This is a genomic window from Pseudoalteromonas sp. GCY (genome assembly GCF_016695175.1).
Taxonomy (GTDB): Bacteria; Pseudomonadota; Gammaproteobacteria; order Enterobacterales; family Alteromonadaceae; genus Pseudoalteromonas.
Map to the genome: position 1 here is coordinate 3533640 of NZ_CP068023.1, position 23898 is coordinate 3557537.

Here is a 23898-nt window from a genome sequence, read left to right on the forward strand (position 1 = left end):
TGAAGGAAGCTAACGATGAATCTAGGTATGAAATCTCTTATCGCTGCGGCAGTGTTTACCACTTTAGTGGGCTGCAACGCGACAGAATCCAACTCCAGCCAAGCAGTACCAAGTGCGATTGCAAAAGCCGTTGCTAGCGACAATCGAGCTGAGAAAAATAGAGCCCGAGACCAGTATCGCCATCCAAGTGAAACGCTTGCTTTTTTTGGCATTGAACCATCAATGACCGTGGTAGAAATTGCACCTGGTGGTGGCTGGTATAGCGAGATTTTAGCGCCCCTGGTTAAAGGTCAAGGCACCTATTATGCAGCGCACTTCCCTGCTGATTCAGATGTTGGCTACTATCAACGCTCATTAAAAAGCTACAAAGAAAAAGTAGCAACCAACCCAGACTATAGTGAAGTAAAGATCACGGAATTTGCACCAATGACACACAGCAATATTGCGCCACAAGGCAGTGCAGACGTGGTACTTACCTTCCGTAATGTGCATAACTGGTACATGGGTAAAGGGGATGAAGGTGTACTTAGCGCGTTCAACGCGTTTAATAAGGCACTGAAACCAGGTGGTATTTTAGGTGTGGTTGAACACCGTCTGCCTGAGCACCGTCAACTTGAGGATCAAAAGTCGTCAGGTTATATGAAGCAAAGTTATGTTGTTGATATCGCCAAGCAAGCTGGGTTTGAATTAGTTGCAAGCAGCGACATTAACGCCAACCCGCTAGACAGCGCCAATCACCCGAAAGGTGTCTGGACTCTGCCACCTCGCTTAGCGCTAGGTGATGAAAAAGCAGCGCAATATAAAGCGATTGGGGAAAGCGACCGCATGACCTTAAAATTCAAAAAGCTTTAATAGGAAAATTTCGCCATGAATGTACTAGTCATTGGCAGCGGTGGACGTGAGCATGCGCTTGCGTTCAAAGCCGCACAAAACCCATCTGTAAAAACGGTTTTTGTAGCACCAGGTAACGCAGGTACTGCGCTTGAGCCTAAACTCGAAAACGTGGCTATCGGCGTTGAAGATATCGATGCCTTAGTCGTCTTTGCTAAAGAAAACAATGTGCAATTAACCATTGTTGGCCCTGAAGCGCCACTGGTTATCGGTGTAGTTGACCGTTTCCGTGAAGAAGGCTTAGCTATTTTTGGACCTACTCAAGCGGCAGCACAGTTGGAAGGTTCAAAGTCGTTTACTAAAGACTTTTTAGCACGTCACGATATTCCAACAGCGGCTTATCAAACGTTTGAAGAAATTGAGCCTGCGCTTGCCTACTTGAAAGCGCAAGGTGCACCTATCGTCGTTAAGGCTGATGGTCTTGCTGCTGGTAAAGGGGTCATCGTGGCAATGACCGAAGCGGAAGCGGAAGAAGCTATCCGCGATATGCTTGCGGGGAATGCTTTTGGTGAAGCAGGCAGCCGCGTGGTTATTGAAGAGTTTTTAGAAGGTGAAGAAGCCTCTTTCATCGTCATGGTAGACGGCAAAAATGTACTTCCTTTTGCCACCAGCCAAGATCACAAACGTGCATACGATGGTGATAAAGGCCCAAATACAGGTGGTATGGGTGCATACTCTCCAGCTCCTGTAGTCACGCCAGATATTCATGACCGCATTATGGCCGAAGTGATCAATCCAACGGTTGAAGGTATGGCTAAAGAAGGCCACCCTTATACAGGTTTCCTATACGCAGGTTTAATGATCACAGCGGACGGCACACCAAAAGTTATCGAGTATAACTGCCGCTTTGGCGACCCTGAAACACAACCTATCATGTTACGCCTACAATCTGATTTAGTTGAGCTGATTGAAGCGGCAAACCGTGAAGAGCTTGATCAAACATCGATTGAATTCGATCCGCGAGCTGCTGTTGGTGTTGTGCTTGCAGCTAGTGGCTACCCGGGCAACTACCCTAAGGGTGACGCTATTTCAGGTCTTCAAGTGAACTACCCTGAAGGTGAAAAGGTGTTCCATGCTGGTACTAAGCAAGATGGCGAGCATGTAGTCACCGCTGGTGGTCGAGTATTATGTGCAACGGCCCTTGGCCACACGGTAACCGAAGCGCAAAAACGTGCCTACTCTCTAGTGAAAGACATTCACTGGGATGGCGTAGAGTACCGCACAGATATCGCATATCGCGCAATCGCACGCGAAAGCTAATTCGCGTTAAGCTTTGCAAGGCCAGCTTGACGCTGGCCTTTTTCATTTTTACACACTGCGTTTCTAAGTTTGTAATGGTATCCTACCCTTTTATGAGCATTTTTAGGGGCAAAGATGCAAGTACAAGGTACACTCAGCAAGTTGAAATCAGCGCTTGTTGAGCCTATTCAATATCAATTACCCGTGGGTGATAACTTAGTATCGCTCAACGATTACTTTGGTAAACCAGTTACCCTTACCTTCACCGGCAATATATTTTGCAGTAGCTGTGGTAAAAAAACCAAAAAGAGCTATTCGCAAGGCCACTGTTTCGTGTGTATGAAAAAGCTCGCTAGCTGCGACATGTGCATTATGAAGCCAGAGACCTGCCACTATGATCAAGGTACCTGTCGTGAACCCCAATGGGGCGAAGAGAACTGTATGATCCCGCACTATGTGTACTTAGCCAATACCTCAGGTCTTAAAGTTGGGATCACTCGTCATACGCAGATCCCAACGCGTTGGGTAGATCAAGGCGCAACGCAAGCACTGCCGATTTTTAAGGTGCAAACCCGTCACCAGTCAGGATTAGTGGAAGTGGCGCTGGCTCAGTTTATTGCCGATAAGACTAACTGGCGCAATATGCTCAAAGGCATCAATCCTGAAATAGACCTCAAAGCCGAAGCCGCTAAGCTTATTCCCGAGATCCAAGCAAGGCTCGACGAGCTTGCTGAACTCTTTGGTGCAACCGCCATTGAAGTGCTGGACGAGAAAGTGGTTGATCTCACCTTCCCTGTAGAGCAGCACCCGAGCAAAATCAGCTCGTTTAACTTTGATAAAGACCCTGTAGTATCAGGCGTGCTTGAAGGGATCAAAGGCCAATACCTTATTTTTGATAATGGCGTGATCAATATCCGTAAGTTTACCTCCTACGAAATCACCTTCTCTGACGAATAAAATGCATGCCAATCGTCTTCTGTAAGTGGCTTACAGAAGACGTAACCTTGTATTGTATGGCAGCCTAGCTTGCGCAGGTAACGTTTCTGTACAGGCTTTTCTACGCCCTCAGCTACAACCTGCAGGTTTAGCGCCTTAGCCATCGCCACAATTGCCGAAACAATTTCGCTGTTGCCATATTCATCGGGCACTTTCGCAATAAAACTAGCATCTATTTTTAGGATGTCGATGGGCAGTTTCGCCAAGTAACTGAGCGCAGAATACCCTGTTCCAAAGTCATCAATCGCCAGTTTTACACCCAGCTCCTTGAGTTTTTTCAAGGTATACTTAGCCTCAAGCAGATTACCGATAAAGCTATTTTCAGTAAGCTCAAGCTCAAGATACTTACCTTCTACGTTATGCTTTTTTAATGCCTGCGCGACACATTGATAAAGATCCCCATGAGTGACATGTGATGCCGAAATATTAATCGCCAAGCGCCTAATTTCAATACCTGCGCGTTGCCATTTAGCCAAGTGCTGACAAGCTTTATCTATTACCCACTGATCTAAGCGAATAATAAGCCCAAGCTCCTCTGCGAGTGGAATAAATTGAGCCGGCGAGATCATCCCAAGATTTGGGTCGCGCCATCGCAGCAAACACTCAACACTGGAAATACGACTACTGGTTAAGCACTGCAAGGGTTGAAAATGCAGTTCAAACTCATCATTTTCTAAGGCATTCTGAAAACGGCTTAGCATGGACAAACGCTCAAATGAACGTGCATTCATCGAAGCTTCGAATAACTGAAAGGAATTACGCCCGACTTCTTTGGAGCGATACATAGCAACATCGGCGTGTTTAAGCAATGTTTCCGTGTCATGACCATCTTCGGGATAAATAGCAGCCCCCATCGAGGCCGTCGCAGCCACCTGCATATCACCAAGTTGAAAGGGGCTCGATAATGCCATCAACATTTGGTCAGCAAACTCAATGACCTCCGACATGCCATTCACTTCACTCAGTAACACGACAAATTCGTCGCCACCAAGTCGCGCTAACGTGTCACCTTCGTTTAGAATAGACTTTATCCGCTCGCTAACCTGTACCAATAACTCATCTCCGGCGCTGTGGCCAAGAGAGTCATTCACTTCCTTAAAGCGGTCTAAATCTATAAACATCACACTGAGTTTTTGTTTATAGCGGTGCGCTGATGCCAATGCCATAGAGAGTCTGTCGTAAAATAAGCGGCGATTAGGCAGCCCAGTCAATTCATCAAAATAGGCTAAGCGAGCAATTTTTTCTTCAGCATTTTTACGCTCCGTAATATCGCTAAAAATGGCTGCGTAGAGCATGTCGTCACTGTACGGCTCTTTGATCTCAATAATTGTGAGCCATTCAACATAAATTTCACCACTCTTTTTACGGTTGCATATCTCGCCCTGCCACACCCCCTTATCTCTAAGCGTTTGCCACATGCTTTGGTAATAAGATTCATCATGTAGCCCAGAACTTAATATGCTTGGATTTTTCCCCAGCACTTCGTAATCTTTGTAACCGGTAAGTGCGCTAAACGCGGGGTTGATCTGGATTATTTCTCCTGAACTTTTGGTGATCATGATGCCATCGAGAGAGGCATCAATAATGCGGTTAGCTAGATAAAGATTTTTCTCCGATTTTTGCAGTGCAATATCACGTTGTACTAAGACTTTTTCCAGCTCGCTACAATACGCAGTTTCAATTTCAGTCAGGACATTTTTGAGCGCCAATAACCCTATCACTTGTTGCGAGTCTGGGGAAGTCACCACCAAATGACGAATGGAGTTTACCGTCATCAGCCGGTAAGCATCGAATAGGCTGTCTTTTGGCGTCATGGAGAGCATAGGATAGCTGGCTAATTGCCAACAAGGCTGACGCCAATCAGGGTTGAGAATAATATACGCAATATCACGCTGAGTAATAATGCCATACTCATTTAATTCACGGTTATACACCAGCACAGCGGTAAGCTTAAGCTCACGCATATTATTGATAACATCAGAGACGCAGTCTTCACTGTCTAAAATCACAATGCTCGAGTCAAAGTGCTGCTCAATTGGTCTAAAATGCAAATAATGGTCGAGCCCCTGGCTGCGCACAATATCGGATAAAGAGACCACACCACAAGGTAGATTATCCGAGTCCACCACGAGTAAATGACGGATCCCTAATTGGTGGAACTTGACCGTCGCCTCACTCAAGGTTTTATCAATTTGAATTTTTTGCACCGGTGTAGTCATCACTTCTCGGATCGGCACCTGGGCAAAGTCAGGGTCGTTAAAGTTGAGCTTAACGCAATCCGACTCAGTCCAGATACCAATAATGTCATCGGCACGGGTAATAAAGATCGAGCTCACTCTGCTCGCTCGCATTTGCGCAACCGCATCATATAGACTGGTTTGCTCATCGCAACATAACAAGCTATTGGTAAATACTTCTTTGATCTGTAACTGACGTGAATCACCAACCATAAGCACACTCTCGCAATATTATTCCAATTTGAAGTATACTGGGCGACACTTTTGATAACTTGACCAAGAACAAATTATGGCGATAAAAACCTATCCTTTACTGCTGGTATTAGACCAAAGTATAGAGTTTATCGAAGATGAAAAAGCACTTCTGGATGCAACGCATCTGCTTGATGATGCGTCACTCAAACGTGTAATTTTAGTGTATCCAAACGATCACTGCAGTAACGCGCAAGGTGCTCCCGTGCAATGTATTGATTTGAAATTTTTAACCGAATTAGTGCAACAATATCTCATTGACGAAGGCCAGTGTTGCGTAAGCAAAATCCAACTGAGAAATACTCAGCAGGCTTTTGATTTATTAAGTCTAAGCTAACAGGCTTCAACCAGCGCTTTGATATGTGTCACGGCGCTGCGGCCTAAAGAAGAAAGATCGTAGCCCCCTTCTAAGTAGGAAATAATCCCCAAACAGTCCGATGAGTTTGCAAACTCGACCACTTGCTCAGTAAACCACTGGTAATCTTGTTCAACAAACTTGAGTCCGCCCATATCATCCTCCAAATGACCATCAAACCCTGCACTGATAAAAATGAGCTGAGGTCTAAATGATTGCAGCTTAGGCAACCATTGCTGCTCCACCAAGGCTTTTAAGTCTGTGCCATCCGCTCCCGCACTCAACGGGGAATTGATAAGTGTTTGATGATTCTCAATCGCGGTATTCGGATAAAAAGGGTGTTGAAATAAAGAGCAAAGTAACACGCTATGATCGTCTTTGAAAATATCTTGTGTGCCATTTCCATGATGTACATCGATGTCTAATATTGCCACACGCTCTACGCCCTTTGTTTTTGCATAAGCGGCAGCAATGGCAACATTATTAAAGACACAAAATCCCGATGAAGTACTTTGATTTGCGTGATGCCCGGGTGGTCTCACAGAACAAAATGCGGCGTCAAGTTTACCAGCAATTACTTCATCCACCGCAAGTATTCCTGCGCCGACAGCGCGTTCAATCGCTTTCATAGAATCAGGACAAAGCCAAGTGTCGCCGTCTAGTTCGGTTAACCCTTCATTAGGGATTTTATCCATGACTTCTTTGATCATGGCTTGATCATGAACCAATGCATAGTGTGACGTATCGGCTTTCAGCGCCGTTTTGTGTTCAATGGCGATATCAAGTCCAGACGCTAACAACCTGTCTGATATCGCATCTAACCTCGCAGGACACTCAGGATGTTCCTCGGTCATTTTATGCTTGCGACAATATGGATGAGTAATAATTGCAGTACGCATAACGAATATACATCCTATGTTAGTTTGCGACGTGGTTGATTTAAATAGCTATCCTTTCACTATATCAAAGCCACATAATTGTGGCTTTGATACTTTGGTATATCTTAATGTTGGATTTCTTTCGCCTTTAAATCCAAGTTATGGAAATCGAAACTAAAGTCGGTTATTTCCGGATTAACAAATTCCATCGCAGCAGAATCAACCCGTTGAGATTTATTCATCACAAAATTGATGTAAGCATCTGCTTCAAGTAATGGCTCATCCCAACGTACCACAAAAGTGTTACCGGTTAGGTGCTCAAGTTTCCCTTTTAGGCGCTTAGTGTGCGTAAAATCAATGCGCAGTTCCTCACCGAGTTTTTCCACTACCACATCACCATACCAAGCGCTATTTAGTGTCCCTGTGTAGTTGTGTAATGGTAAAGCAGGTTGTGGTTTTGCAACTTCGATTATCCCAGCTTTGGCATATTTTTCTTGTTGCGCCTTAAAGTAGTCATCGGCGATGATCTGCACCCAGTCTTTATCTTCTAGGCCAAGCGCATCCTCAAACACTTCATTGATAATCGCGGAAAGAGCGGGGTATTTTTGTTGGTTTGATAAGACCACCACACCCAATTTTTTCTCTGGAATCATCGCAACTTGCGACACCATACCTAAAATCCCACCGCCGTGACCTACCTTTTTATAACCAAAGTAGTCTTCTACCGCCCAGCCAAGGCCATACCCTCTAAACTGCTGGTGGTATACTTCTGCAGCTTTTTCTGCGGGAATACGCGTAATGTGTGGATGCCACATTTGCACTTGTTGCTCTTGGCTAAATAGCTGCTCGCCAGAAGGTAAGCGACCACCTTCAAGCTGAGTTTGTAACCACTTGGTCATGTCATCCACGTTAGACGCAATAGCGCCAGCACCACGGAAATCTTCTAGGTAATTAACAAAGAACGGCGTAAGTTTGCCATCCATCGGAATATGGCCAGTCGCCCAATTACTATTGTTAGCTGGGATCCGAGAGAATCCAGCCTTTGAGTCATCCATATCTAGCTTGGTAAACATTTCCTGCTCAACAAAATCGCGCCAATCTTTACCACTAACTCGGCTTACGACTTCTCCTGCAACCACAAACATCAAATTGTTATAAGCGTAATGGCTGCGGAAACTTGAATCAGGTTTGAGATGTGAAATACCTGCTAGCAATTCAGGCATGGTTTTATCAGTATCAGGCCAGATCATAAGATCGCCCGCCCCAAGACCCAATCCACTTCGATGACTTAATAAATCGCGGATCGTCATCTCTTGAGTTACATAACTATCGTAAAGCTTAAATTCTGGAATGTGTTTGGTGACTTTGTCATCCCAACTCAGTTTGCCTTGATCTATCAACATCGCCAGCGCTGCTGCCGTAAATGCTTTGGTGTTAGATGCAATACCAAACAAGGTATCCGCATTGACCTTGGCTGGCTTATTTAAATGCGCCACCCCGAAGCCCTGGGTCATCACAACCTTGCCATCTTCTACGATACCAATTGCCAAACCTGGAATATTAAACTTTGTCATTGCGCTTTTTACCGCAGTTTCAACATCCTGTTGGTTTACTGCCGCACTTGCCTGCGCACTAAGAAAACTTGCTGCAACTAGGCCGGAGGTTAATAGCCATTGTTTTATTTTCATTATTTTTCCTTGGTTTTTTGCCACAACCAATCACGATGTTACGAGTTAGGCCTTAAGGTTTAACTTTGTAGTATCACAGTGGTAGATGGCTAATTCTTGTTGTTGTCTGTCACTATTATTATCTGTAACGTGTGATTGCGCCGAAATTGCCTGTAAATAGCTGGTCGGAAACTGATGCTCCTTTGCCCCGGCCAACACATGATGTACGTACCAATCGAAAGGTAATTGATGTTCCACAAAGGTGTTAGCAATATAGCACCAGGCGTCCACGATACGGCCATCTTGCCTTTCAACTGGCAAGCAATGGCAGGTGTAGCGCTCCCCTTCAATGTCGTCCAAACGCGCTTTTTCTTGCTCATCCAACGCATACAAAACGCCATAAACATGGCTATTTGCTTCAGTGCTCGGCGTAATACTACACTTTGCTGAACCATCGGTGCTCAACATATCAAAAGTAAGCCGATAGCCATGCAATTTCCCCACTCCTAGCAGCTTCGCTTGTGGTAAGCGGGCAAACAAACGTACGGTCGACATATTTGAACCAAAGCTAAAGTTAATAATGTTTTTGTCACGCATTACATCACCAATCTTACTGCAAGCAATAACATGATCACACCGATCCCGCGATCAAACCAATGTCCTGCACGACGAAAAAATTGTCTTACCGTTGTTTTTGATAAAACTAAAGATAAAAACGAAAACCAAGCCCACGTAGCCAACGCCATATAAACACCGTAAAACAACTGCACACTGCTTGGTGTGGTTGGCTCAATCACTAAGGTAAAAAGCGATAAGAAAAACAGCGTTGCTTTAGGATTCAAGGCATTGACTAAAAAGCCTCGTTTTAACGCAGTCCAATTAGACTCAGTAACAGCGTGTTCAGTAATATTTTCTTGCTCTGAATTGGGTTTTGCATACCGCAACGCTTGGACACCGAGGTAAGCGAGGTAAAGCGCGGCTATGTATTTTACTGCTGTGAACAAGGTTTCAGATTGAGATAGCAATAACGCAACTCCCAATAAGCAATAACTGACATGTACTAAAATACCAAGACCAACCCCAAAACTTGTCCAAAGGGCATTTGCTCTACCCTGCTGTACACTTTGTTTAAGCACTATCGCAAAATCAGGACCGGGACTTGCGACAGCAAAAAAATGTGCCAGCGCAATTAAAATAAACTCATCAAGATAAACGAGCATGTGCATGCTCCTGTAAGGCCAGTAAATCACCTCGCTCTGAGTTATCCATTAGGGTATTAATTTGCTTTTTCGCCTTTTTATACTGACTCACAAGGTGTGACTTAAGATGCTTATGACCATCTTTCACTCCTTTAAAATGACATACTAAGGCGTGCACAAAAACACTTTGCTGCTCCGTCAGTGCAGCTTTTCGGTTGGCATATTGGTTGTAGCAAGAACCACATCCTCCCCTAAAGTGATATACGGTATTAGACACCATGACCCCAAAGCCAAAAAAGCTCGCCAGCACGTCACAAGCTGCGTCTAATTGCGCTTCCCCACCTGGAGGTAACACGCCACGCTGTAAAATTAAAACTTTTGCCATGACACCTGCATAACTGGCGATCAGATCTTGAGGCTGATTTATTTGATTAGGGTTATAAGAAATCAAAATAGGCGCAGCCGCTTCAGCGATAACCGCTTGCTCACCACGCCAACGCCCAGCAATGTTTAACTTAGTCATGCTGGTCGACGCGAGCATGCGTTCAGGCGCAACCAAAGTGATTGGCCACCGTTGTAACCCCGCGTAGGACTTTACTCGGGAGAAAACCACTGCCGCCATCTCTTCAATACTGGATACCGGCTCAGGAAAACAACTGGGAGTCGGAGTAATGATCTGCGTTTCATTTAAAAAGTACTCGCCATCAAAATGCTCAAATGCCCAGACAAAGGTATCAATTAACCATTGGGTTTCTTCATCGCTAAGCAAAGGTGAGACTTTAAATAAGGACAGCATGCTAATAATTCACTCTTTTCTGGAATAACCCCTGATAAATAGCATAAACTCTGAGCCTAATGCAAAAACATGGAGTTTCACATGCCACACTTTATTCTCGAACACTCAGCTAATTTGCCAATTGAAACCGAGGCGTTAGTATCACAGGTGCAGCAATTTGCTTGTGCAAGTGGCTTGTTTGATCCAACTTCCGTCAAAACCCGTGCTGTTGCTTTTGAGCATTTTCAGTTAGGTGATGGCAAACAAGGATTTATTCACCTGCAGATCCATATGATGGCTGGTAGAACATTAGAGCAAAAACAAATGCTCACGGAAGGTGCTCTGAAACTTTTGCTCGCAAAGGTCGGGGAGCATTTTGCTCTCAGTGTCCATTGCTATGATTTATTATCCGATATTTACCGCAAAAACTAATTTATTATTCGAGTTATTTAGCTATGAAATTTCCATGTAGATTGGAGAAATTTTTGAGCCACGTTGCAGAGATGCCGCGCAGCAAGGTCAAAATTAATATTAAAAAAGGTCTAGTTACCGTCAATGGCAATGTCGTCAAAAAAGGTGATATCCAAGTCACCCCAGCAGACCACATTACTTTCGATGGCAAGCGCCTAGAGTATTTGGGTTTACGCTACTATATGCTAAACAAACCACAAGGTTATGTGTGTGCAAATAGTGATGAATTACACCCAACAGTATTCGATTTAATCGAAGAACCTAACTTAAAAGATTTTCATGTTGCAGGTAGACTGGACATCGATACGACGGGTTTAGTGCTGCTCACTAACGATGGTGATTGGTCTCATCAAATCACCTCACCGAAGAAACAAAAGTTTAAAACTTATGTACTAGAAAGTCGCGACGAACTCACTGAAGACGCACTAACACAGCTTGAACAAGGCGTTGAGCTACATGGTGAAAAGCAAGCAACCCTGCCCGCAAAAGCGGAGCTTATTGATAAATTTGCACTACGTTTGTCTATTTGCGAAGGAAAATATCATCAAGTAAAACGTATGCTCGCCGCAGTTGGCAATCAAGTAGTTGAACTTCATAGAGAAAATATTGGAGGGATTGAGCTTGATCCAAACCTTGCTGAGGGCGAATACCGCCCATTAACTGATGAAGAAATAAGCATAATAAATGCAAATTAATCTTCATCCTTAAGTAGTATGAGTAAATATCATCTCAAAATCGCCTCCTTGAAGCATTAACCTACTTACAAACTCCCCCTAAACATGCTAAATCATGTATTGAGAGTATTTTTAGGGGGCGATCCTGTGTTTTCTAGTTTCACATTAAAAGCAAAAATAATTTCCTTTGCCGCCGCAATATTTATTTCATTACTTGCCGTTGCCTTTGTAGGTCTTCAAGCTCTGCGCCATGCCAGTGAAAGCGATAATATTGCGCGTATCAACCAATTAATGAAAAGCACCGTTAATATTGTTAAACAGTTTGAGTTGTTTGCAGAGCAAGGAAAACTGACGGAGCAGCAGGCGAAAGAAATGGCTATTCAGGTTTTAAGAGAAAATAAATACCATAACTCTGAATATGTGTACGTCGTGAATGAAAAAATGGATTTCGTAGCAACACCGCATGATCCCCAACTGCACAATACTAGTTTTAACGACTTTAAAGATGCCGATGGCAAAAGCATCGGTAGCATGGTTAAGCGCTTAGTCGGTAACCAGTTCGATCGGATCATTACCTACAATTGGACCTCATTACGAGATGGAGAAATTGTCGACCTGACCTCTGTGGTACAAAAAACACCAGGGTTTGGCTGGTATGTCGGCACAGGTATTAGCTACAAAGAAGTAAACGATCGTTACTGGGACACCGCAATTTGGCTAGTCGCACTTTCTTTAGCGGTTGCCGTTGCATTAACCACCGCACTTGCACGATTTGGACTGTCACTCAACAATAAACTGGGTGCCGAAATCAATGATGTGCTCGAAATCGTAAAACATGTTTCAAGAGGAAACCTGACTACACCAATCAATACTGCAGACTGCAAAGATTATAGCATTCTCGCAGCCATGGCTTATATGCAAGGCGGATTAAAAGGCGTAGTAGAGGGCCTTAAAGAAGCAACCAAGGCACTACAAAACCAAACTTCAGACAGTGAAGTACGTTCCGTAGAACTGGAAAATTTAACTCGCAGCTTAAATGCCGAAACTCAAATGGTGGCTTCTGCAATAACCGAGCTAACAGCATCGGCACAAGCAGTAGTGGAGCATGCAGAACAAGCTGCGGGCTCAGTTCAAGAGGCTGAAAAACAAGGCAATGCCGCCGATAAACTGACAGCTCAGGCAGCGACTGAAATCGCTTTATTGGAGCAGCAAATTGACAGCGCTGGTAATAATATCCAAGTGCTAGATGAAGAAGTATCTAATATTGCTAATGTACTTACCGTTATCCAATCTATCGCCGAGCAAACCAATTTACTGGCTCTCAATGCTGCGATAGAGGCAGCACGAGCTGGAGAGCAAGGACGAGGCTTTGCTGTCGTAGCGGACGAGGTCAGACAGCTTGCTCAGCGCACTCAAACCAGCACAGAAGAGATCCGTACCATGATCACTAAGCTACAAAGTGCAACTCAAGATGCGAAGGCTTCGGTAAGTTTGAGTATTGCAACAAGTGAAAAGACGGTGAGTATGTCATCTAAAGCATCCCAAGCGCTTGTGCAAGTCGCCGATTCTTTAAAATCTATATCACAGATGAGTCATCAAATAGCTCAAGCAGCCAAAGAGCAGTTGGATGCAGGTGAAGATACTGCCAAACGTGTCGTTATTATTTCTGATACCGCATCGCAAACGGCTAGCGTCTCAGAAAAAGCGCATAAAGCGACAGATACGATTAAATCATTATCCGGAAATCTGGAGCTTGAGATGGCTAAATTCAAGGTGTAAAAAACTAATTTTATCTTTACTTTTCATACCATTAGAATAGTGTAAATATATCTAAACTATTATTTGAAAATTTTCTTTAATTTTTCATTCACCTTGTGTTTATTTGGTGTTAAGTTTGTACCTGTCGGGAGTGTCGGTTGAGTAGTCTGGCACGGCCCTCCTGAAGTTGTGATAATCACAATAAAAGATAAACCCAATACTATTTGATCACTTGGAATTCAAGTGAGTTCAATAAGGACTATGATAATGCAAAAGCTAAATTTGAAAGAATGCAAAAAGGTTTCTGGTGGTAATATTTACGAGCCAAACGATCCTAAAGCCGCAAAGAGCGAAACGCCAACAGCAAAAAATGAAGCTAGCAAAAAAGATTAGCACTCACCTATGAAGAAAAACTTTTCATTAGGAGACCTACTCATTCCATATGCCATTGTGGCAGTAGGTCTCCTAGTTTTGTACGATATTAGGTTTCATTTCTATCTCATTTACCTGTTAATCGTTTTAACGGTCTTTATTTTGGGGGCTCGATTAAAAGACATCAATATATGCGCTTTATCTCTTCTTGCCATTGTACCGTTTACCCTTGAAACAGCGGTTTTTTCCTCCGGCCTCATCAGTTTAGAATCGTCTAAAGATCAGAGGTTACTTCAAAATACTCTCATTTTTGGAGCACACTTTTTGATCGATTTAATGATCGTATTCCCTCTTACATATCGTGTTGAATTGACGAAAAAGTTATTTCCTAAATTCAAAACCCGCTATACCTTTGCTGATGCAATAATGCCTTGGTTAGCGATATTTAGCGTATGTATGAGCTTTGCTGCACTAGTTGAAAATTACTTTAGAAATGCAAAGGGTGTGAACCTGACATTTTTCTTCTACAGCTTTGATGTTAGCGGTTACCTGATATACAGCGCAAACTGCCTAATTTTATTGATTTTAGCCGCCGTTACTTACAAGGAAGCGTATGATTACGCACTTCCAAGCCTGAGGAAAAAGAGATAACCAACTCAAAAGTAAGGGTTGACTAGCTCGATACTCTCACTTTCAAGTTGCTTGTTAAGACCATACTTTTGTTTTAAAGATTGTAACTCGCCAGACACTTGAAGTTTGGCAAGCCCTTCTTCCAAAGCCTTTGCCAGCGCTTGCTTGTCTTTGTTTACAAAGAAGTAAAAGGCGGTTGAATACGATAGATGAAAATCAGGTACGATCATGAGATTCTCGTTATTTTGTGCGATTAATTCTGAATTTGCCTCAATCACCGAGCGTGGAAAATAATCCGCTTTTTTATCCGCAATCAGATTAAACATGGTTTGATAATCAGAAATCGGTCTGATCTTAAGGCCGTTATAGCTTAGAATTTTGGTATCAGGCCAATCGTGCCCCTGAACTGCGGTAAAACGCTTTAATTCGTGAAGTGACCGAACTGCTTTTATGGCTGGATAAATATCTTTATGAACAATCAGCACGCGTTTACCAATAAGCCCATCATACAAGGGAACCTTAATAGGAATAGCAATTTGCTCACGAGCTGGGCTGGTCATAGACCAATGTAAATCAACCTTACCTCGGCTTAGTGCCATTAGCGTGCGCTGTTGATGAGGGTGGATTTTGATGTGTTCAATTTGAGCTGAGTACTTAGCAGCCGCCAGCGCCTTTTCTAGTAATTCGTAAAGATAAAGATCGCGATCGTACAAGGTTCGCGCTTCTTTCGCGACATAGATTAACTCAGGGGATTGCGCTGCTATACAAGCGCTTTGGAACACCAGAGCAGAGATAGTTACACTCAACTTTAACTTCATCGCACAACCCTCTTTTAGGGGAAACAATACTACAATCAAGAGTATTTTTACGGATTGCTATTACTATTGCGTAATTAAAAATATAGTCAACCTGCATTTTCCAATCGTACAGTCGATACCGTAGGCTTGCGACGGTTACATACAAATAAATAGCTATTACGATAGCGCTTTGCTTCTTTCTTAGCATCTGTTGCTAAAGCTGCAACTTGGTGCGAATTAATACAGTGTTGTAAATCTGGTCTCACTAAGCCAATCGATAAAGTGAGTAAAGGTACAAATTGCTTTTGCCCTTCACGATTTGTTGCCCAGTAACCGCCAGCACTAACATGCTCAGGAGTAAAAAAGGCTTTTGATTTAAGCTCAAACTGAGTGATGATCTCATGACACAACTCTTCTGCATCATTATTATCGAACACCACCATAAAGTCGTCGCCCCCAATATGCCCAACAAAGCTTGAGCTCTGTGCACATACATCAACTGTCACCTCAGCAAGTAGCTTAATCACACTATCGCCACTGGCATATCCATATAAATCATTAAACTGCTTAAAATGATTAAGGTCGATATATGCAAGAGAAAAGTCATGATGTGAACGTAACCTTTGCTCTATTGCCTCATTTATCGCGACATTACCCGGCAACATGGTTAATGGATTGGCATGTTGAGCATGACGAATTTTTTCTTCTGTGATGTGCTTGAGTATGTCTCTCAAGGGTGCTAGGCCAAGATAATGACCATCTCTTGTAATAATAATATGACGTCGAATATCAAATTCATGGTCGGTTATTTGCTTACTCACCGTATCAAGCTCTTGCTGTTCATCCACCACTAACGGCTGTTTATCCATCAACTTAATCACTGATTTCTTATCGAAGAGTGCATGACCATATGGTGCCGCAAACACCTCAGTCAGTTGATCTCTGTGTAGCAGCCCTACAGGCTCTCTAGCATCATTAACCACTGCAAGGCTGGTTAGCTTGCGATCTTGTTCAAACAACCTATGAGCATCGATACATTGCGTACATTCATGGATAGCATTAGCCTCTTTGGCAAGCCAACCGATTGCCATCGACTGTTCAAATTGATTGAAGGTCGTTTTGGATTCCGTATGTAAAGATTTAAACAGTGCAAGTTCAGTGGGAGGTTTGCGAGTTGGCTTGGCAAGCAAGAAGCCCTGCGCAATCACTATACCGAGCTGCTCAATAAGCTTGAGCTCTTCAATTCGCTCAATTCCCTCGGCAATTACTTGAGTACTGGTGGCTTTAGCAAGCTCGATAATGGACTTTAAAAACTCGCGTTTCACCACACTTTGGTCACAATGGTCGATAAAATATCTGTCGACTTTGACGTAGTCAGGACATAACTCCGACCACTTCTTGAGACCAGAGTAACCTGCTCCCAAATCATCAATCGCAATTTGAAATCCAAGTTCTCGATAATGTGTAATTGTAGTTAATAATAGATTCGCGTCATCTACTTTATCTTGCTCAGTCACTTCAATGACAACTCGCTTGGGATCGAGCCCATATACTTCAGTAAGATGCCTGGTTTCACCTTTCGGATGGCTCGGGTCGAGTAACGCTTTTGGACTAACGTTTAAAAATAACTTACCGGGAAGGTTGAGTGAGACGAACTGCTTAATAGCCGCTTCTCGGCAGATAATCTCCAGTTCTGACAAACGTTCCTGCTTACTCGCAATCGCAAAAAGCTTGTCTGGAGATTCTAATAATGAGCCAGACATTCCGCGGCTCAAAGCTTCAAACCCTAAGATTTGCCGTTTCGCAAGATCGTAAATGGGCTGAAACAGAGTAAATACAGCTTTTTCTTTTATTATTGTATTAAGTACTAACGTGCGCGAAGGATCCACAGCATTAAACTCACTGTAAAAGTATAATCGCGCACGGTAGCAACTGGGTATGACAGATATATGTCAATCGGATGAAATGTACCCAATTTGCAATTGAATGATTTTCAACCTCTTACTTCAGTGCTCTTTCTACTTGATCAAAGTGTGCTATCACTTCCACAATTTCCATCTCTGCGCTCTTATAGTCTTCAGCGCCACTAAACCCTTTCATCGCAATCGCTTGCACAGTTGCTGGATGCACTAATAAATCTTTTGCATGGTAGCAAACAGGGTCATCAAACTTGGGTAATTTGCCATCTGCGTGATAGCCAGTTTCGATCTCTTCAAGTGGTAAAGTAGGAATGATATCAGCGGCCTTATCCAAGGCATCTAGATAAGTCTGACACTGAGGATACTTGGTCACAAACTCATTAAGCAAAGTTCTAGAGAGAGTCACTAGATCGGCGGATTGTGCTTCAAGTGCTGCAGCATCTTTCTCGATACGAATATCCGCAAGTAAAGTCTCGGCTTGTGCTTTATATTGCGCCAAAGATGAGGTTGCTGCCGTGGGAGCGGACTCTGTGCGTTGTTCTAATTCAGGTTGCTTAGAACATGCGGTCATTAATGTTAATGCGCCAACCACCATCACAAGTTTGTACATAAGTATCTCCTTTATTGATAACGATTATCATTATACACTACTGTCATTTTTTAGAAACAATAAAATGACGTTTTACACGCAACAAAAAAGCGGCCAAAAAGCCGCTTTAGATTATCACATCAATTTCTGTGATTAAGGCATAGCGTCTAGATCTGCACCTTCTTTTTCAACTTCTACCGGGATCAAATCTTCTTTGCTAACGCCCATTGCTACTGCAACTGAACTCGCTACATAAACTGAAGAATACGTACCGATAAACACACCAAACAGCAGTGCTGTTGCAAAACCATGAATAGTTTGGCCACCCCATACGAATAGCGCGATCAATACGAGGATAGTCGTGATTGAGGTCACTAATGTACGATTAAGCGTTTGTGTCAGTGAAATGTTGATGATCTCTAAGGTGTCATCAATACGTACTTTACGGAAGTTTTCACGAATACGGTCAGACACAACAATAGTATCGTTAAGTGAGTAACCTATTACCGCCAATATTGCCGCCAAAATCGTTAAGTCAAATTCCAGACCTAAGATTGAGAACAGCCCCATTGTCAGTACAACATCGTGGAAAAGTGCAAATACCGCACCTACCGCAAAGCGCCATTCAAAACGAAAAGCAACGTAAATCAAGATACAGATAAGCGCGGTTAGCATCGCCAAACCACCCTGCTCTTTAAGATCTTCACCAACACTTGGACCTACGAATTCAATACGGCGCATCACCACACTTTCATCCGCTTGTTTCAGTGCTGCAATAAGCTGGTTACCCAATACTTCAGCTTTCACGTCGTCCCCACGAGGGGCGAGTCGTACAAGCACTTCTTGGCTTGAACCAAAAAGTTGTACAGAGGCATCGGCAAAACCACTTTCGGCTAATACACTACGTACCTTTGCTAAGTCTGCTGGCTGTGAAAATCCAACTTCAACTGCCGTACCACCGGTAAAGTCCAAACCAAAGTTTAGTCCTTTCACCATAAACGAGCCGATTGAAGCCAAGATCAATAAAACAGAGAAAGCCATGGAAAGCTTTCTTGCTGACATAAAACGGATAGTGCCTTTTAAGTTTAATAATTGCATGTCCGTCTCCTAGATTGATAGCTTAGTGATACGTCTGCCACCGATGATGGCATTAATAACCGCACGTGTACCAACAATCGCTGTAAACATTGAAGTAATGATACCGATAGCTAAGGTTACCGCGAAGCCTGCAATCGGACCTGTACCTACAGAAAACAGGATCACCGCAGCAATTAAAGTGGTAATGTTGGCATCAAAAATCGTACTAAATGCACTATCGTAACCATGGTGAACGGCTTGCTGTGGACTGCGGCCTTCCGCTATTTCTTCACGAATACGCTCAAAGATAAGTACGTTAGCATCAACGGCCATACCGACTGTTAATACAATACCTGCAATACCTGGTAGCGTCAGTGTCGCACCTGGGATCATTGACATCACACCCACGATCATGATGAGGTTAGCGGCAAGCGCCAGGTTTGCTACAAGACCAAAGCCCTTGTAGTACAACAACATAAAGGCAAGTACAAAAGCAAAACCAAGTACAACCGCAGTCATACCTGCTTCGATATTTTCCTGACCTAGGCTTGGACCTACAGTACGCTCTTCAACAATTTGAATTGGCGCAACCAGTGCACCTGCGCGAAGTAGCAAGCTTAGGTTGTGTGCTTCTGCTGGGCTATCAATACCAGTAATACGGAAAGAGCTATTCAAACGGGCCTGAATTGTAGCCACGTTAATCACTTCTTCCACTTTGATTGGTGGTAACGCTTTGCCGTTTTCATCTTTCTTGCCAGATGGTTTGTACTCGATGAAAACTGTCGCCATACGTTTGCCGATAGCACGTTTAGTAAAGGCATTCATTTTTGCCCCACCTTTGCTATCAAGCTTGATATTCACCTGAGGACGCTGATATTCATCCATACCAGACTGCGCACCTGTGATATGCGTACCTTCAAGAATAACACGCTTTTTAAGCACGACAGGATAACCATCTTTATGCGGGATCACTTCTGTGCCAGGAGGAATGCGGCCTTGTGCTGCTGCACGCACGTCGGCATTTTCATCTACTTCACGGAACTCAAGCGTCGCCGTAGCACCGAGGATTTCTTTCGCCCGAGCCGTATCCTGAACACCGGGAAGTTGAACAATTATGCGTTCACCACCTTGACGTTGCACATTTGGTTCAGCAACACCTAGTTGGTTAATACGGTTACGAATAATGGTTTCGTTTTGTTTAATGGCGTATTCGCGTAGCTCTTTATATTTGAGATCGCTAAGGCTTGAGAAGAAAGCGAGGCTATCGCTGCTATCATTGATAAAGTCATTACCCGGGTAACGCTTTCTCAAGAAGCTCATTGCCGCGTCTTTATCTTCTTCCGAGCGCATCGTTACTTGTACACGTTCACTATTAGAAACACGACGAACAGCACGATAACGCAATTTCTCATCACGTAAATCGCTCTTGAAATCTTGCTCCATTTGCTCAAGTGCATTGTCCATCGCAGTGACCATATCCACTTCCATTGTGAAGTGAACACCACCACTTAAATCTAGACCAAGCTTCATTGGGTTTGCACCTAAGTCTTTTAACCACTCAGGTTGTGCAGGAGACATATTGATTGCTGAAATGTAATCATCGCTTAAGCTATTGCGCAAAATATCTTGTGCTTTAAGCTGATCTTCAACATTTTTGAAGCGAACAAGGATTTGACCGTCTTCTAACACTGAAGATTTTACGGCAAGGTTGTTCTTTTGCAGGGTTTCGTTAACTTGATCTAATACACTGAGCGTCGCATCAGCACCTTTTGTGCCAGATACTTGTATGGCCGGATCGCGGCCATACAAGTTAGGTGTGGCATAAAGAATACCGATAGCCAACACAGCGAGAACAAGTAAGTACTTCCACATTGGAAACTTGTTTAACACTGGGCTATCCCTTTATTGTTATTCTTATAGAGATTTCATTGTACCTTTAGGTAACACAGCTGAAACCGCTGACTTTTGCACTGTCACTTCAGTTTGGTCGTTTAGTGCGATTACAACAAAGTCTTTATCATCAGCAACTTTTGTGATTTTACCGACAAGTCCACCTTGAGTTAGTACTTCGTCACCCTTACCTAATGCACCCATTAGGTCTTTGTGTTCTTTAACACGCTTGGCTTGTGGACGGTAAATTAAAAAATAAAATACCAGACCAAAAATACCTAACATGATTAGCATTTCCATGCCACCACCAGCTGGTGCAGCCGCTGCAGTGCTAGCATGCGCGTTTGAGATAAAAAAGCTCATTTCACTTCCTCGTTTATAAATTAATTATTTTCTGTCAAACCAACGTCAGCCAACTCTGGCACCGCAATACCACGGCGCGCATAAAAGTCTTCGACAAATTCATCAAATGTACCTTCAGATAAGGCGTTTCTCATTCCTTCCATCAAACGTTGATAATAACGTAAGTTATGGATGGTATTGAGTCGAGCGCCTAGAATTTCATTACACTTATCTAGGTGATGTAAGTACGCTCGAGAGTAATTCTTACAAGTGTGGCAATCACACTCCGCATCTAATGGACTAGTATCTGTTTTGTGTGCAGCATTGCGGATTTTCACCACGCCACCAGTTACAAACAAATGACCATTACGAGCGTTACGCGTTGGCATTACACAGTCAAACATGTCGATACCGCGACGTACCGCTTCAACCAAATCTTCTGGTTTACCAACGCCCATTAAGTAGCGTGGCTTGTTTTCTGGCATTTTATAGGCACATTGGTCAAGAATATTGATCATGTCTTCTTTAGGCTCACCAACCGATAAACCGCCAAGTGCATAACCGTCAAAGCCGATTTCTTCTAAGCCCTTTTGTGACTCGGCACGAAGCTCTGGGTACATACCGCCCTGAATAATACCGAATAGCGCAGAAGGGTTATCAGCATGTGCATCTTTAGAGCGCTTAGCCCAACGTAAGCTTAGCTCCATCGAGTCTTTTGCTTCTTTTTCTGTCGCTGGATACGGCGTACATTCGTCAAAAATCATGACGATATCTGACCCTAAATCGCGCTGTACTTCCATCGCTTTTTCTGGAGACAACATGATTTTCTCACCATTAACTGGTGACTTGAACAACACACCTTCTTCCGAAATTTTACGCATCGCACCAAGACTAAATACTTGGAAACCGCCTGAATCGGTCAAAATCGGTTTATCCCAGTTCATAAAATCATGCAGATCGCCATGCTGCTTGATGATCTCAGTGCCAGGTCTTAGCATCAAGTGGAAGGTATTTCCTAAACAGATATGTGCGCCCGTTTCTTTGAGCTCATCAGGGGTCATACCTTTTACTGTGCCGTAAGTACCAACAGGCATAAATGCAGGCGTTTCTACCACACCACGGTCAAAAATCAAGCGACCTCGGCGAGCCTTCCCCTGTTTGCTATCTAATTCAAATTTCATTGTTACCTCGTTGTCGGAAAAACAGTCCAACTTTGACTAAAAAACGTGCTAACCCAATGCTTAGGGCAGTGATCTTTCGATTCTACCAAGATTACTAGCGCAATTCTAATATTGGGATAAAAAACACAAAGTCTATATCAAACCGACAACTTTACAGCTATAAAACGCAAAATGCCCAGCAACACTGGGCATTTTAATATCTCTGCAACTGTAATTACTTAACCTGAGGTTTGGATAAGGAATGAGCTAACTCATTGTTTTTTTAATCACCTTAAATTATCTTCTTATCTAGCCGGAGAGTTTTGGGGATAACTAGGCGAATTTACGCGCCAATAGCTGGCTATTTGAAGTGAATTCAACACAGTTAGCGCTAAAACTGGCTGCTAGAAAGGCATTAATTATCCGAAGCTCAGGTTACTTATCTTGCTTTTGCAAGAACATCGCATCACCGTAACTAAAGAAGCGGTATTTCTGTTCAATTGCGGTTTGGTAGGCCTTCATAATATGTTGTTGCCCTGCAAACGCACTCACTAGCATGATTAGCGTTGATTCTGGTAAGTGAAAGTTGGTCACCATTGCATCTACTACGTTAAAACGATAGCCCGGATAAATAAAAATATCGGTATCGCCGTAAAGTGGAGCAATTTCACCGCCGTTTGCTTTAGCCGCAGACTCAAGTGAGCGCACCGACGTAGTACCTACCGCGATGACGCGTCCTCCTCTGGCTTTTGCCGCTTTGATTGCCTCCACGACTTCTGCTGAGACTTCGATATATTCTGAGTGCATAACATGCTCTTCCACCGAATCGACTCGCACGGGCTGGAACGTACCTGCGCCCACGTGCAAAGTAACAAAGGCCATCTCAACACCTTTGTCTTTTAGCTTGGCCATCAATTCATCATCAAAGTGCAGTCCAGCAGTAGGTGCAGCGACTGCGCCTGGTTTCTCACCATACACAGTCTGATAACGCTCTTTATCTTCTTCATCATCCGGTCTGTCGATATAAGGAGGCAAAGGCATATGGCCAATTTTATCTAAAATAGCCAATACATTTTCTTCGCCCTCGAATCTCAACTCAAATAATTCACCGTGGCGCTGAACCATTTCTGCGGTTGCTTGGCCTTCAAGCTCAATCTTAGTACCAGGTTTTGGCGACTTGCTCGCTCTTACGTGAGCAAGCACAGTACGCTCATCTACAACGCGCTCAACCAGTACTTCGAGTTTTCCACCACTGGCTTTTTGACCAAACATACGAGCAGGAATAACTTTAGTGTTATTAAAGATGATTAAGTCTTCTGGATTAATGAGTGCCAAAATATCTCTAAATACTTTGTGTTCTATTTCACCACTATTGCCATTTAAGGTAAGAAGACGACTGCTAGAGCGTTCCTTCATTGGGTGTCTGGCAATCAACTCATCAGGAAGATCAAAACTAAAGTCTGCTACGCGCATGGAAAGGCCTCATTTCTAAAAGTGCGCCAAGTCTAGTGCGGTGTTTTGGCGAAATCAAGTGCTTGTAACCTTGCGTAAATACCTTTAACCTAGCGAGTCTAAAACGGTAATCACCATGTAAAATTTTGTACGGTGTGCTCCTTTGTTTAGTGCGTTCTTTATTCTTTACGTTTAAACAATAACTTATCGCTATCGGCTATGATTTCCGAGCAACGTTCGTGTCACTGTTTGATTATTATCAAGCAGCGGTTAAGTGC

The 23898-nt window shown here is 43.4% G+C and carries 23 protein-coding genes; 9 read left to right on the forward strand and 14 right to left on the reverse strand.

Going from position 1 to position 23898, the window contains the following annotated elements; genetic code table 11:
* Positions 1 to 15: 15 nt before the first annotated feature.
* From JJQ94_RS21255 to JJQ94_RS21265, 3 genes are all read left to right on the forward strand, one after another.
* A complete protein-coding gene (locus tag JJQ94_RS21255; protein WP_099030368.1) occupies positions 16 to 852 on the forward strand; it encodes a class I SAM-dependent methyltransferase in 837 nt (278 codons plus the stop codon).
* 15 nt (positions 853 to 867) lie between these two features.
* Positions 868 to 2151: a phosphoribosylamine--glycine ligase gene (purD, locus tag JJQ94_RS21260; RefSeq protein ID WP_045990370.1), complete on the forward strand. Its 1284-nt coding sequence runs from the start codon at positions 868 to 870 to the stop codon at positions 2149 to 2151.
* Between the two features lie 114 nt (positions 2152 to 2265).
* The gene (locus JJQ94_RS21265) at positions 2266 to 3087 is read left to right on the forward strand and encodes a DUF2797 domain-containing protein (RefSeq protein WP_099030369.1); all 822 of its coding nucleotides are present in this window, start codon (positions 2266 to 2268) and stop codon (positions 3085 to 3087) included.
* Here JJQ94_RS21265 and JJQ94_RS21270 read toward each other — a convergent pair.
* Positions 3060 to 5576 carry an EAL domain-containing protein gene (locus JJQ94_RS21270; RefSeq protein WP_099030370.1) on the reverse strand — a complete coding sequence of 839 codons (2517 nt, stop codon included), beginning with the start codon at positions 5574 to 5576 and terminating at the stop codon, positions 3060 to 3062. The genes JJQ94_RS21265 and JJQ94_RS21270 overlap by 28 nt on opposite strands.
* A 76-nt stretch (positions 5577 to 5652) precedes the next feature.
* Between JJQ94_RS21270 and JJQ94_RS21275 the strand changes: the two genes are divergently transcribed.
* Positions 5653 to 5952 carry a DUF4144 family protein gene (locus tag JJQ94_RS21275; RefSeq protein WP_099030371.1) on the forward strand — a complete coding sequence of 100 codons (300 nt, stop codon included), beginning with the start codon at positions 5653 to 5655 and terminating at the stop codon, positions 5950 to 5952.
* Here JJQ94_RS21275 and JJQ94_RS21280 read toward each other — a convergent pair.
* The 5 genes from JJQ94_RS21280 to JJQ94_RS21300 form a co-directional block, all read right to left on the reverse strand.
* Complete coding sequence (locus JJQ94_RS21280) at positions 5949 to 6869, reverse strand: histone deacetylase family protein (RefSeq protein WP_099030372.1); 921 nt, start codon at positions 6867 to 6869, stop codon at positions 5949 to 5951. The genes JJQ94_RS21275 and JJQ94_RS21280 overlap by 4 nt on opposite strands.
* A 104-nt stretch (positions 6870 to 6973) precedes the next feature.
* Entirely contained in the window at positions 6974 to 8536 is a 1563-nt protein-coding gene (locus JJQ94_RS21285; RefSeq protein WP_099030373.1) for a serine hydrolase, read from the reverse strand.
* A 45-nt stretch (positions 8537 to 8581) separates the two neighbouring features.
* A complete protein-coding gene (locus tag JJQ94_RS21290) occupies positions 8582 to 9112 on the reverse strand; it encodes a gamma-glutamylcyclotransferase family protein (RefSeq protein WP_099030374.1) in 531 nt (176 codons plus the stop codon).
* Positions 9112 to 9735: a LysE family translocator gene (locus JJQ94_RS21295; protein WP_099030375.1), complete on the reverse strand. Its 624-nt coding sequence runs from the start codon at positions 9733 to 9735 to the stop codon at positions 9112 to 9114. The genes JJQ94_RS21290 and JJQ94_RS21295 overlap by 1 nt, the downstream gene beginning before the upstream one ends.
* Positions 9719 to 10510, reverse strand: a complete 792-nt coding sequence (locus JJQ94_RS21300; RefSeq protein WP_045990376.1) for a hypothetical protein — start codon at positions 10508 to 10510, stop codon at positions 9719 to 9721. Before JJQ94_RS21300 ends, JJQ94_RS21295 begins: the two co-directional genes overlap by 17 nt.
* Positions 10511 to 10591: 81 nt before the next feature.
* On the opposite strand from JJQ94_RS21300, the gene JJQ94_RS21305 reads away from it, so the two are divergent.
* The 5 genes from JJQ94_RS21305 to JJQ94_RS21320 all read left to right on the forward strand — a co-directional run bounded on the left by JJQ94_RS21305 (position 10592) and on the right by JJQ94_RS21320 (position 14415).
* Positions 10592 to 10921 carry a 5-carboxymethyl-2-hydroxymuconate Delta-isomerase gene (locus JJQ94_RS21305; protein ID WP_017218460.1) on the forward strand — a complete coding sequence of 110 codons (330 nt, stop codon included), beginning with the start codon at positions 10592 to 10594 and terminating at the stop codon, positions 10919 to 10921.
* Positions 10922 to 10944: 23 nt separating this feature from the next.
* Positions 10945 to 11655: a 16S rRNA pseudouridine(516) synthase RsuA gene (rsuA, locus tag JJQ94_RS21310; protein ID WP_172439936.1), complete on the forward strand. Its 711-nt coding sequence runs from the start codon at positions 10945 to 10947 to the stop codon at positions 11653 to 11655.
* Between the two features lie 126 nt (positions 11656 to 11781).
* Positions 11782 to 13413, forward strand: coding sequence for a methyl-accepting chemotaxis protein (locus JJQ94_RS21315; RefSeq protein WP_099030434.1), 1632 nt, complete (start codon positions 11782 to 11784; stop codon positions 13411 to 13413).
* A 246-nt stretch (positions 13414 to 13659) separates the two neighbouring features.
* Complete coding sequence (locus tag JJQ94_RS24320; RefSeq protein WP_019647436.1) at positions 13660 to 13785, forward strand: hypothetical protein; 126 nt, start codon at positions 13660 to 13662, stop codon at positions 13783 to 13785.
* A gap of 9 nt (positions 13786 to 13794) precedes the next feature.
* Complete coding sequence (locus JJQ94_RS21320) at positions 13795 to 14415, forward strand: hypothetical protein (protein ID WP_236596530.1); 621 nt, start codon at positions 13795 to 13797, stop codon at positions 14413 to 14415.
* A gap of 5 nt (positions 14416 to 14420) precedes the next feature.
* On the opposite strand, the gene JJQ94_RS21325 is transcribed toward JJQ94_RS21320, so the two are convergent.
* The 8 genes from JJQ94_RS21325 to queA form a co-directional block, all read right to left on the reverse strand.
* Complete coding sequence (locus JJQ94_RS21325) at positions 14421 to 15212, reverse strand: substrate-binding periplasmic protein (protein ID WP_099030377.1); 792 nt, start codon at positions 15210 to 15212, stop codon at positions 14421 to 14423.
* Positions 15213 to 15298: 86 nt separating this feature from the next.
* Complete coding sequence (locus JJQ94_RS21330) at positions 15299 to 17080, reverse strand: bifunctional diguanylate cyclase/phosphodiesterase (protein WP_099030378.1); 1782 nt, start codon at positions 17078 to 17080, stop codon at positions 15299 to 15301.
* 112 nt (positions 17081 to 17192) lie between these two features.
* Positions 17193 to 17720, reverse strand: a complete 528-nt coding sequence (locus tag JJQ94_RS21335; protein WP_099030379.1) for a hypothetical protein — start codon at positions 17718 to 17720, stop codon at positions 17193 to 17195.
* A 132-nt stretch (positions 17721 to 17852) separates the two neighbouring features.
* A complete protein-coding gene (gene secF, locus JJQ94_RS21340; RefSeq protein WP_088531842.1) occupies positions 17853 to 18797 on the reverse strand; it encodes a protein translocase subunit SecF in 945 nt (314 codons plus the stop codon).
* A 9-nt stretch (positions 18798 to 18806) separates the two neighbouring features.
* Positions 18807 to 20666: a protein translocase subunit SecD gene (gene secD / locus JJQ94_RS21345; RefSeq protein ID WP_010374164.1), complete on the reverse strand. Its 1860-nt coding sequence runs from the start codon at positions 20664 to 20666 to the stop codon at positions 18807 to 18809.
* 24 nt (positions 20667 to 20690) lie between these two features.
* Positions 20691 to 21029: a preprotein translocase subunit YajC gene (gene yajC, locus JJQ94_RS21350; protein ID WP_010374166.1), complete on the reverse strand. Its 339-nt coding sequence runs from the start codon at positions 21027 to 21029 to the stop codon at positions 20691 to 20693.
* 20 nt (positions 21030 to 21049) lie between these two features.
* Positions 21050 to 22189 (reverse strand): tRNA guanosine(34) transglycosylase Tgt, encoded by a 1140-nt coding sequence (gene tgt / locus JJQ94_RS21355; RefSeq protein WP_010374167.1) that lies wholly within the window; start codon positions 22187 to 22189, stop codon positions 21050 to 21052.
* Positions 22190 to 22603: 414 nt separating this feature from the next.
* On the reverse strand, positions 22604 to 23641 hold the full coding sequence (queA, locus tag JJQ94_RS21360) for a tRNA preQ1(34) S-adenosylmethionine ribosyltransferase-isomerase QueA (RefSeq protein WP_010607167.1): 1038 nt from the start codon (positions 23639 to 23641) through the stop codon (positions 22604 to 22606).
* Positions 23642 to 23898: the final 257 nt, after the last annotated feature.

Coding starts and splice junctions, on each gene's coding strand:
- JJQ94_RS21255 (WP_099030368.1), top strand. CDS start 16: ATGAATCTAGGTATGAAATCTCTTATCGCTGCGGCAGTGTTTACCACT.
- purD (WP_045990370.1), top strand. CDS start 868: ATGAATGTACTAGTCATTGGCAGCGGTGGACGTGAGCATGCGCTTGCG.
- JJQ94_RS21265 (WP_099030369.1), top strand. CDS start 2,266: ATGCAAGTACAAGGTACACTCAGCAAGTTGAAATCAGCGCTTGTTGAG.
- JJQ94_RS21270 (WP_099030370.1), bottom strand. CDS start 5,576: ATGGTTGGTGATTCACGTCAGTTACAGATCAAAGAAGTATTTACCAAT.
- JJQ94_RS21275 (WP_099030371.1), top strand. CDS start 5,653: ATGGCGATAAAAACCTATCCTTTACTGCTGGTATTAGACCAAAGTATA.
- JJQ94_RS21280 (WP_099030372.1), bottom strand. CDS start 6,869: ATGCGTACTGCAATTATTACTCATCCATATTGTCGCAAGCATAAAATG.
- JJQ94_RS21285 (WP_099030373.1), bottom strand. CDS start 8,536: ATGAAAATAAAACAATGGCTATTAACCTCCGGCCTAGTTGCAGCAAGT.
- JJQ94_RS21290 (WP_099030374.1), bottom strand. CDS start 9,112: ATGCGTGACAAAAACATTATTAACTTTAGCTTTGGTTCAAATATGTCG.
- JJQ94_RS21295 (WP_099030375.1), bottom strand. CDS start 9,735: ATGCTCGTTTATCTTGATGAGTTTATTTTAATTGCGCTGGCACATTTT.
- JJQ94_RS21300 (WP_045990376.1), bottom strand. CDS start 10,510: ATGCTGTCCTTATTTAAAGTCTCACCTTTGCTTAGCGATGAAGAAACC.
- JJQ94_RS21305 (WP_017218460.1), top strand. CDS start 10,592: ATGCCACACTTTATTCTCGAACACTCAGCTAATTTGCCAATTGAAACC.
- rsuA (WP_172439936.1), top strand. CDS start 10,945: ATGAAATTTCCATGTAGATTGGAGAAATTTTTGAGCCACGTTGCAGAG.
- JJQ94_RS24320 (WP_019647436.1), top strand. CDS start 13,660: ATGCAAAAGCTAAATTTGAAAGAATGCAAAAAGGTTTCTGGTGGTAAT.
- JJQ94_RS21320 (WP_236596530.1), top strand. CDS start 13,795: ATGAAGAAAAACTTTTCATTAGGAGACCTACTCATTCCATATGCCATT.
- JJQ94_RS21325 (WP_099030377.1), bottom strand. CDS start 15,212: ATGAAGTTAAAGTTGAGTGTAACTATCTCTGCTCTGGTGTTCCAAAGC.
- JJQ94_RS21335 (WP_099030379.1), bottom strand. CDS start 17,720: ATGTACAAACTTGTGATGGTGGTTGGCGCATTAACATTAATGACCGCA.
- secF (WP_088531842.1), bottom strand. CDS start 18,797: ATGCAATTATTAAACTTAAAAGGCACTATCCGTTTTATGTCAGCAAGA.
- yajC (WP_010374166.1), bottom strand. CDS start 21,029: ATGAGCTTTTTTATCTCAAACGCGCATGCTAGCACTGCAGCGGCTGCA.
- tgt (WP_010374167.1), bottom strand. CDS start 22,189: ATGAAATTTGAATTAGATAGCAAACAGGGGAAGGCTCGCCGAGGTCGC.
- queA (WP_010607167.1), bottom strand. CDS start 23,641: ATGCGCGTAGCAGACTTTAGTTTTGATCTTCCTGATGAGTTGATTGCC.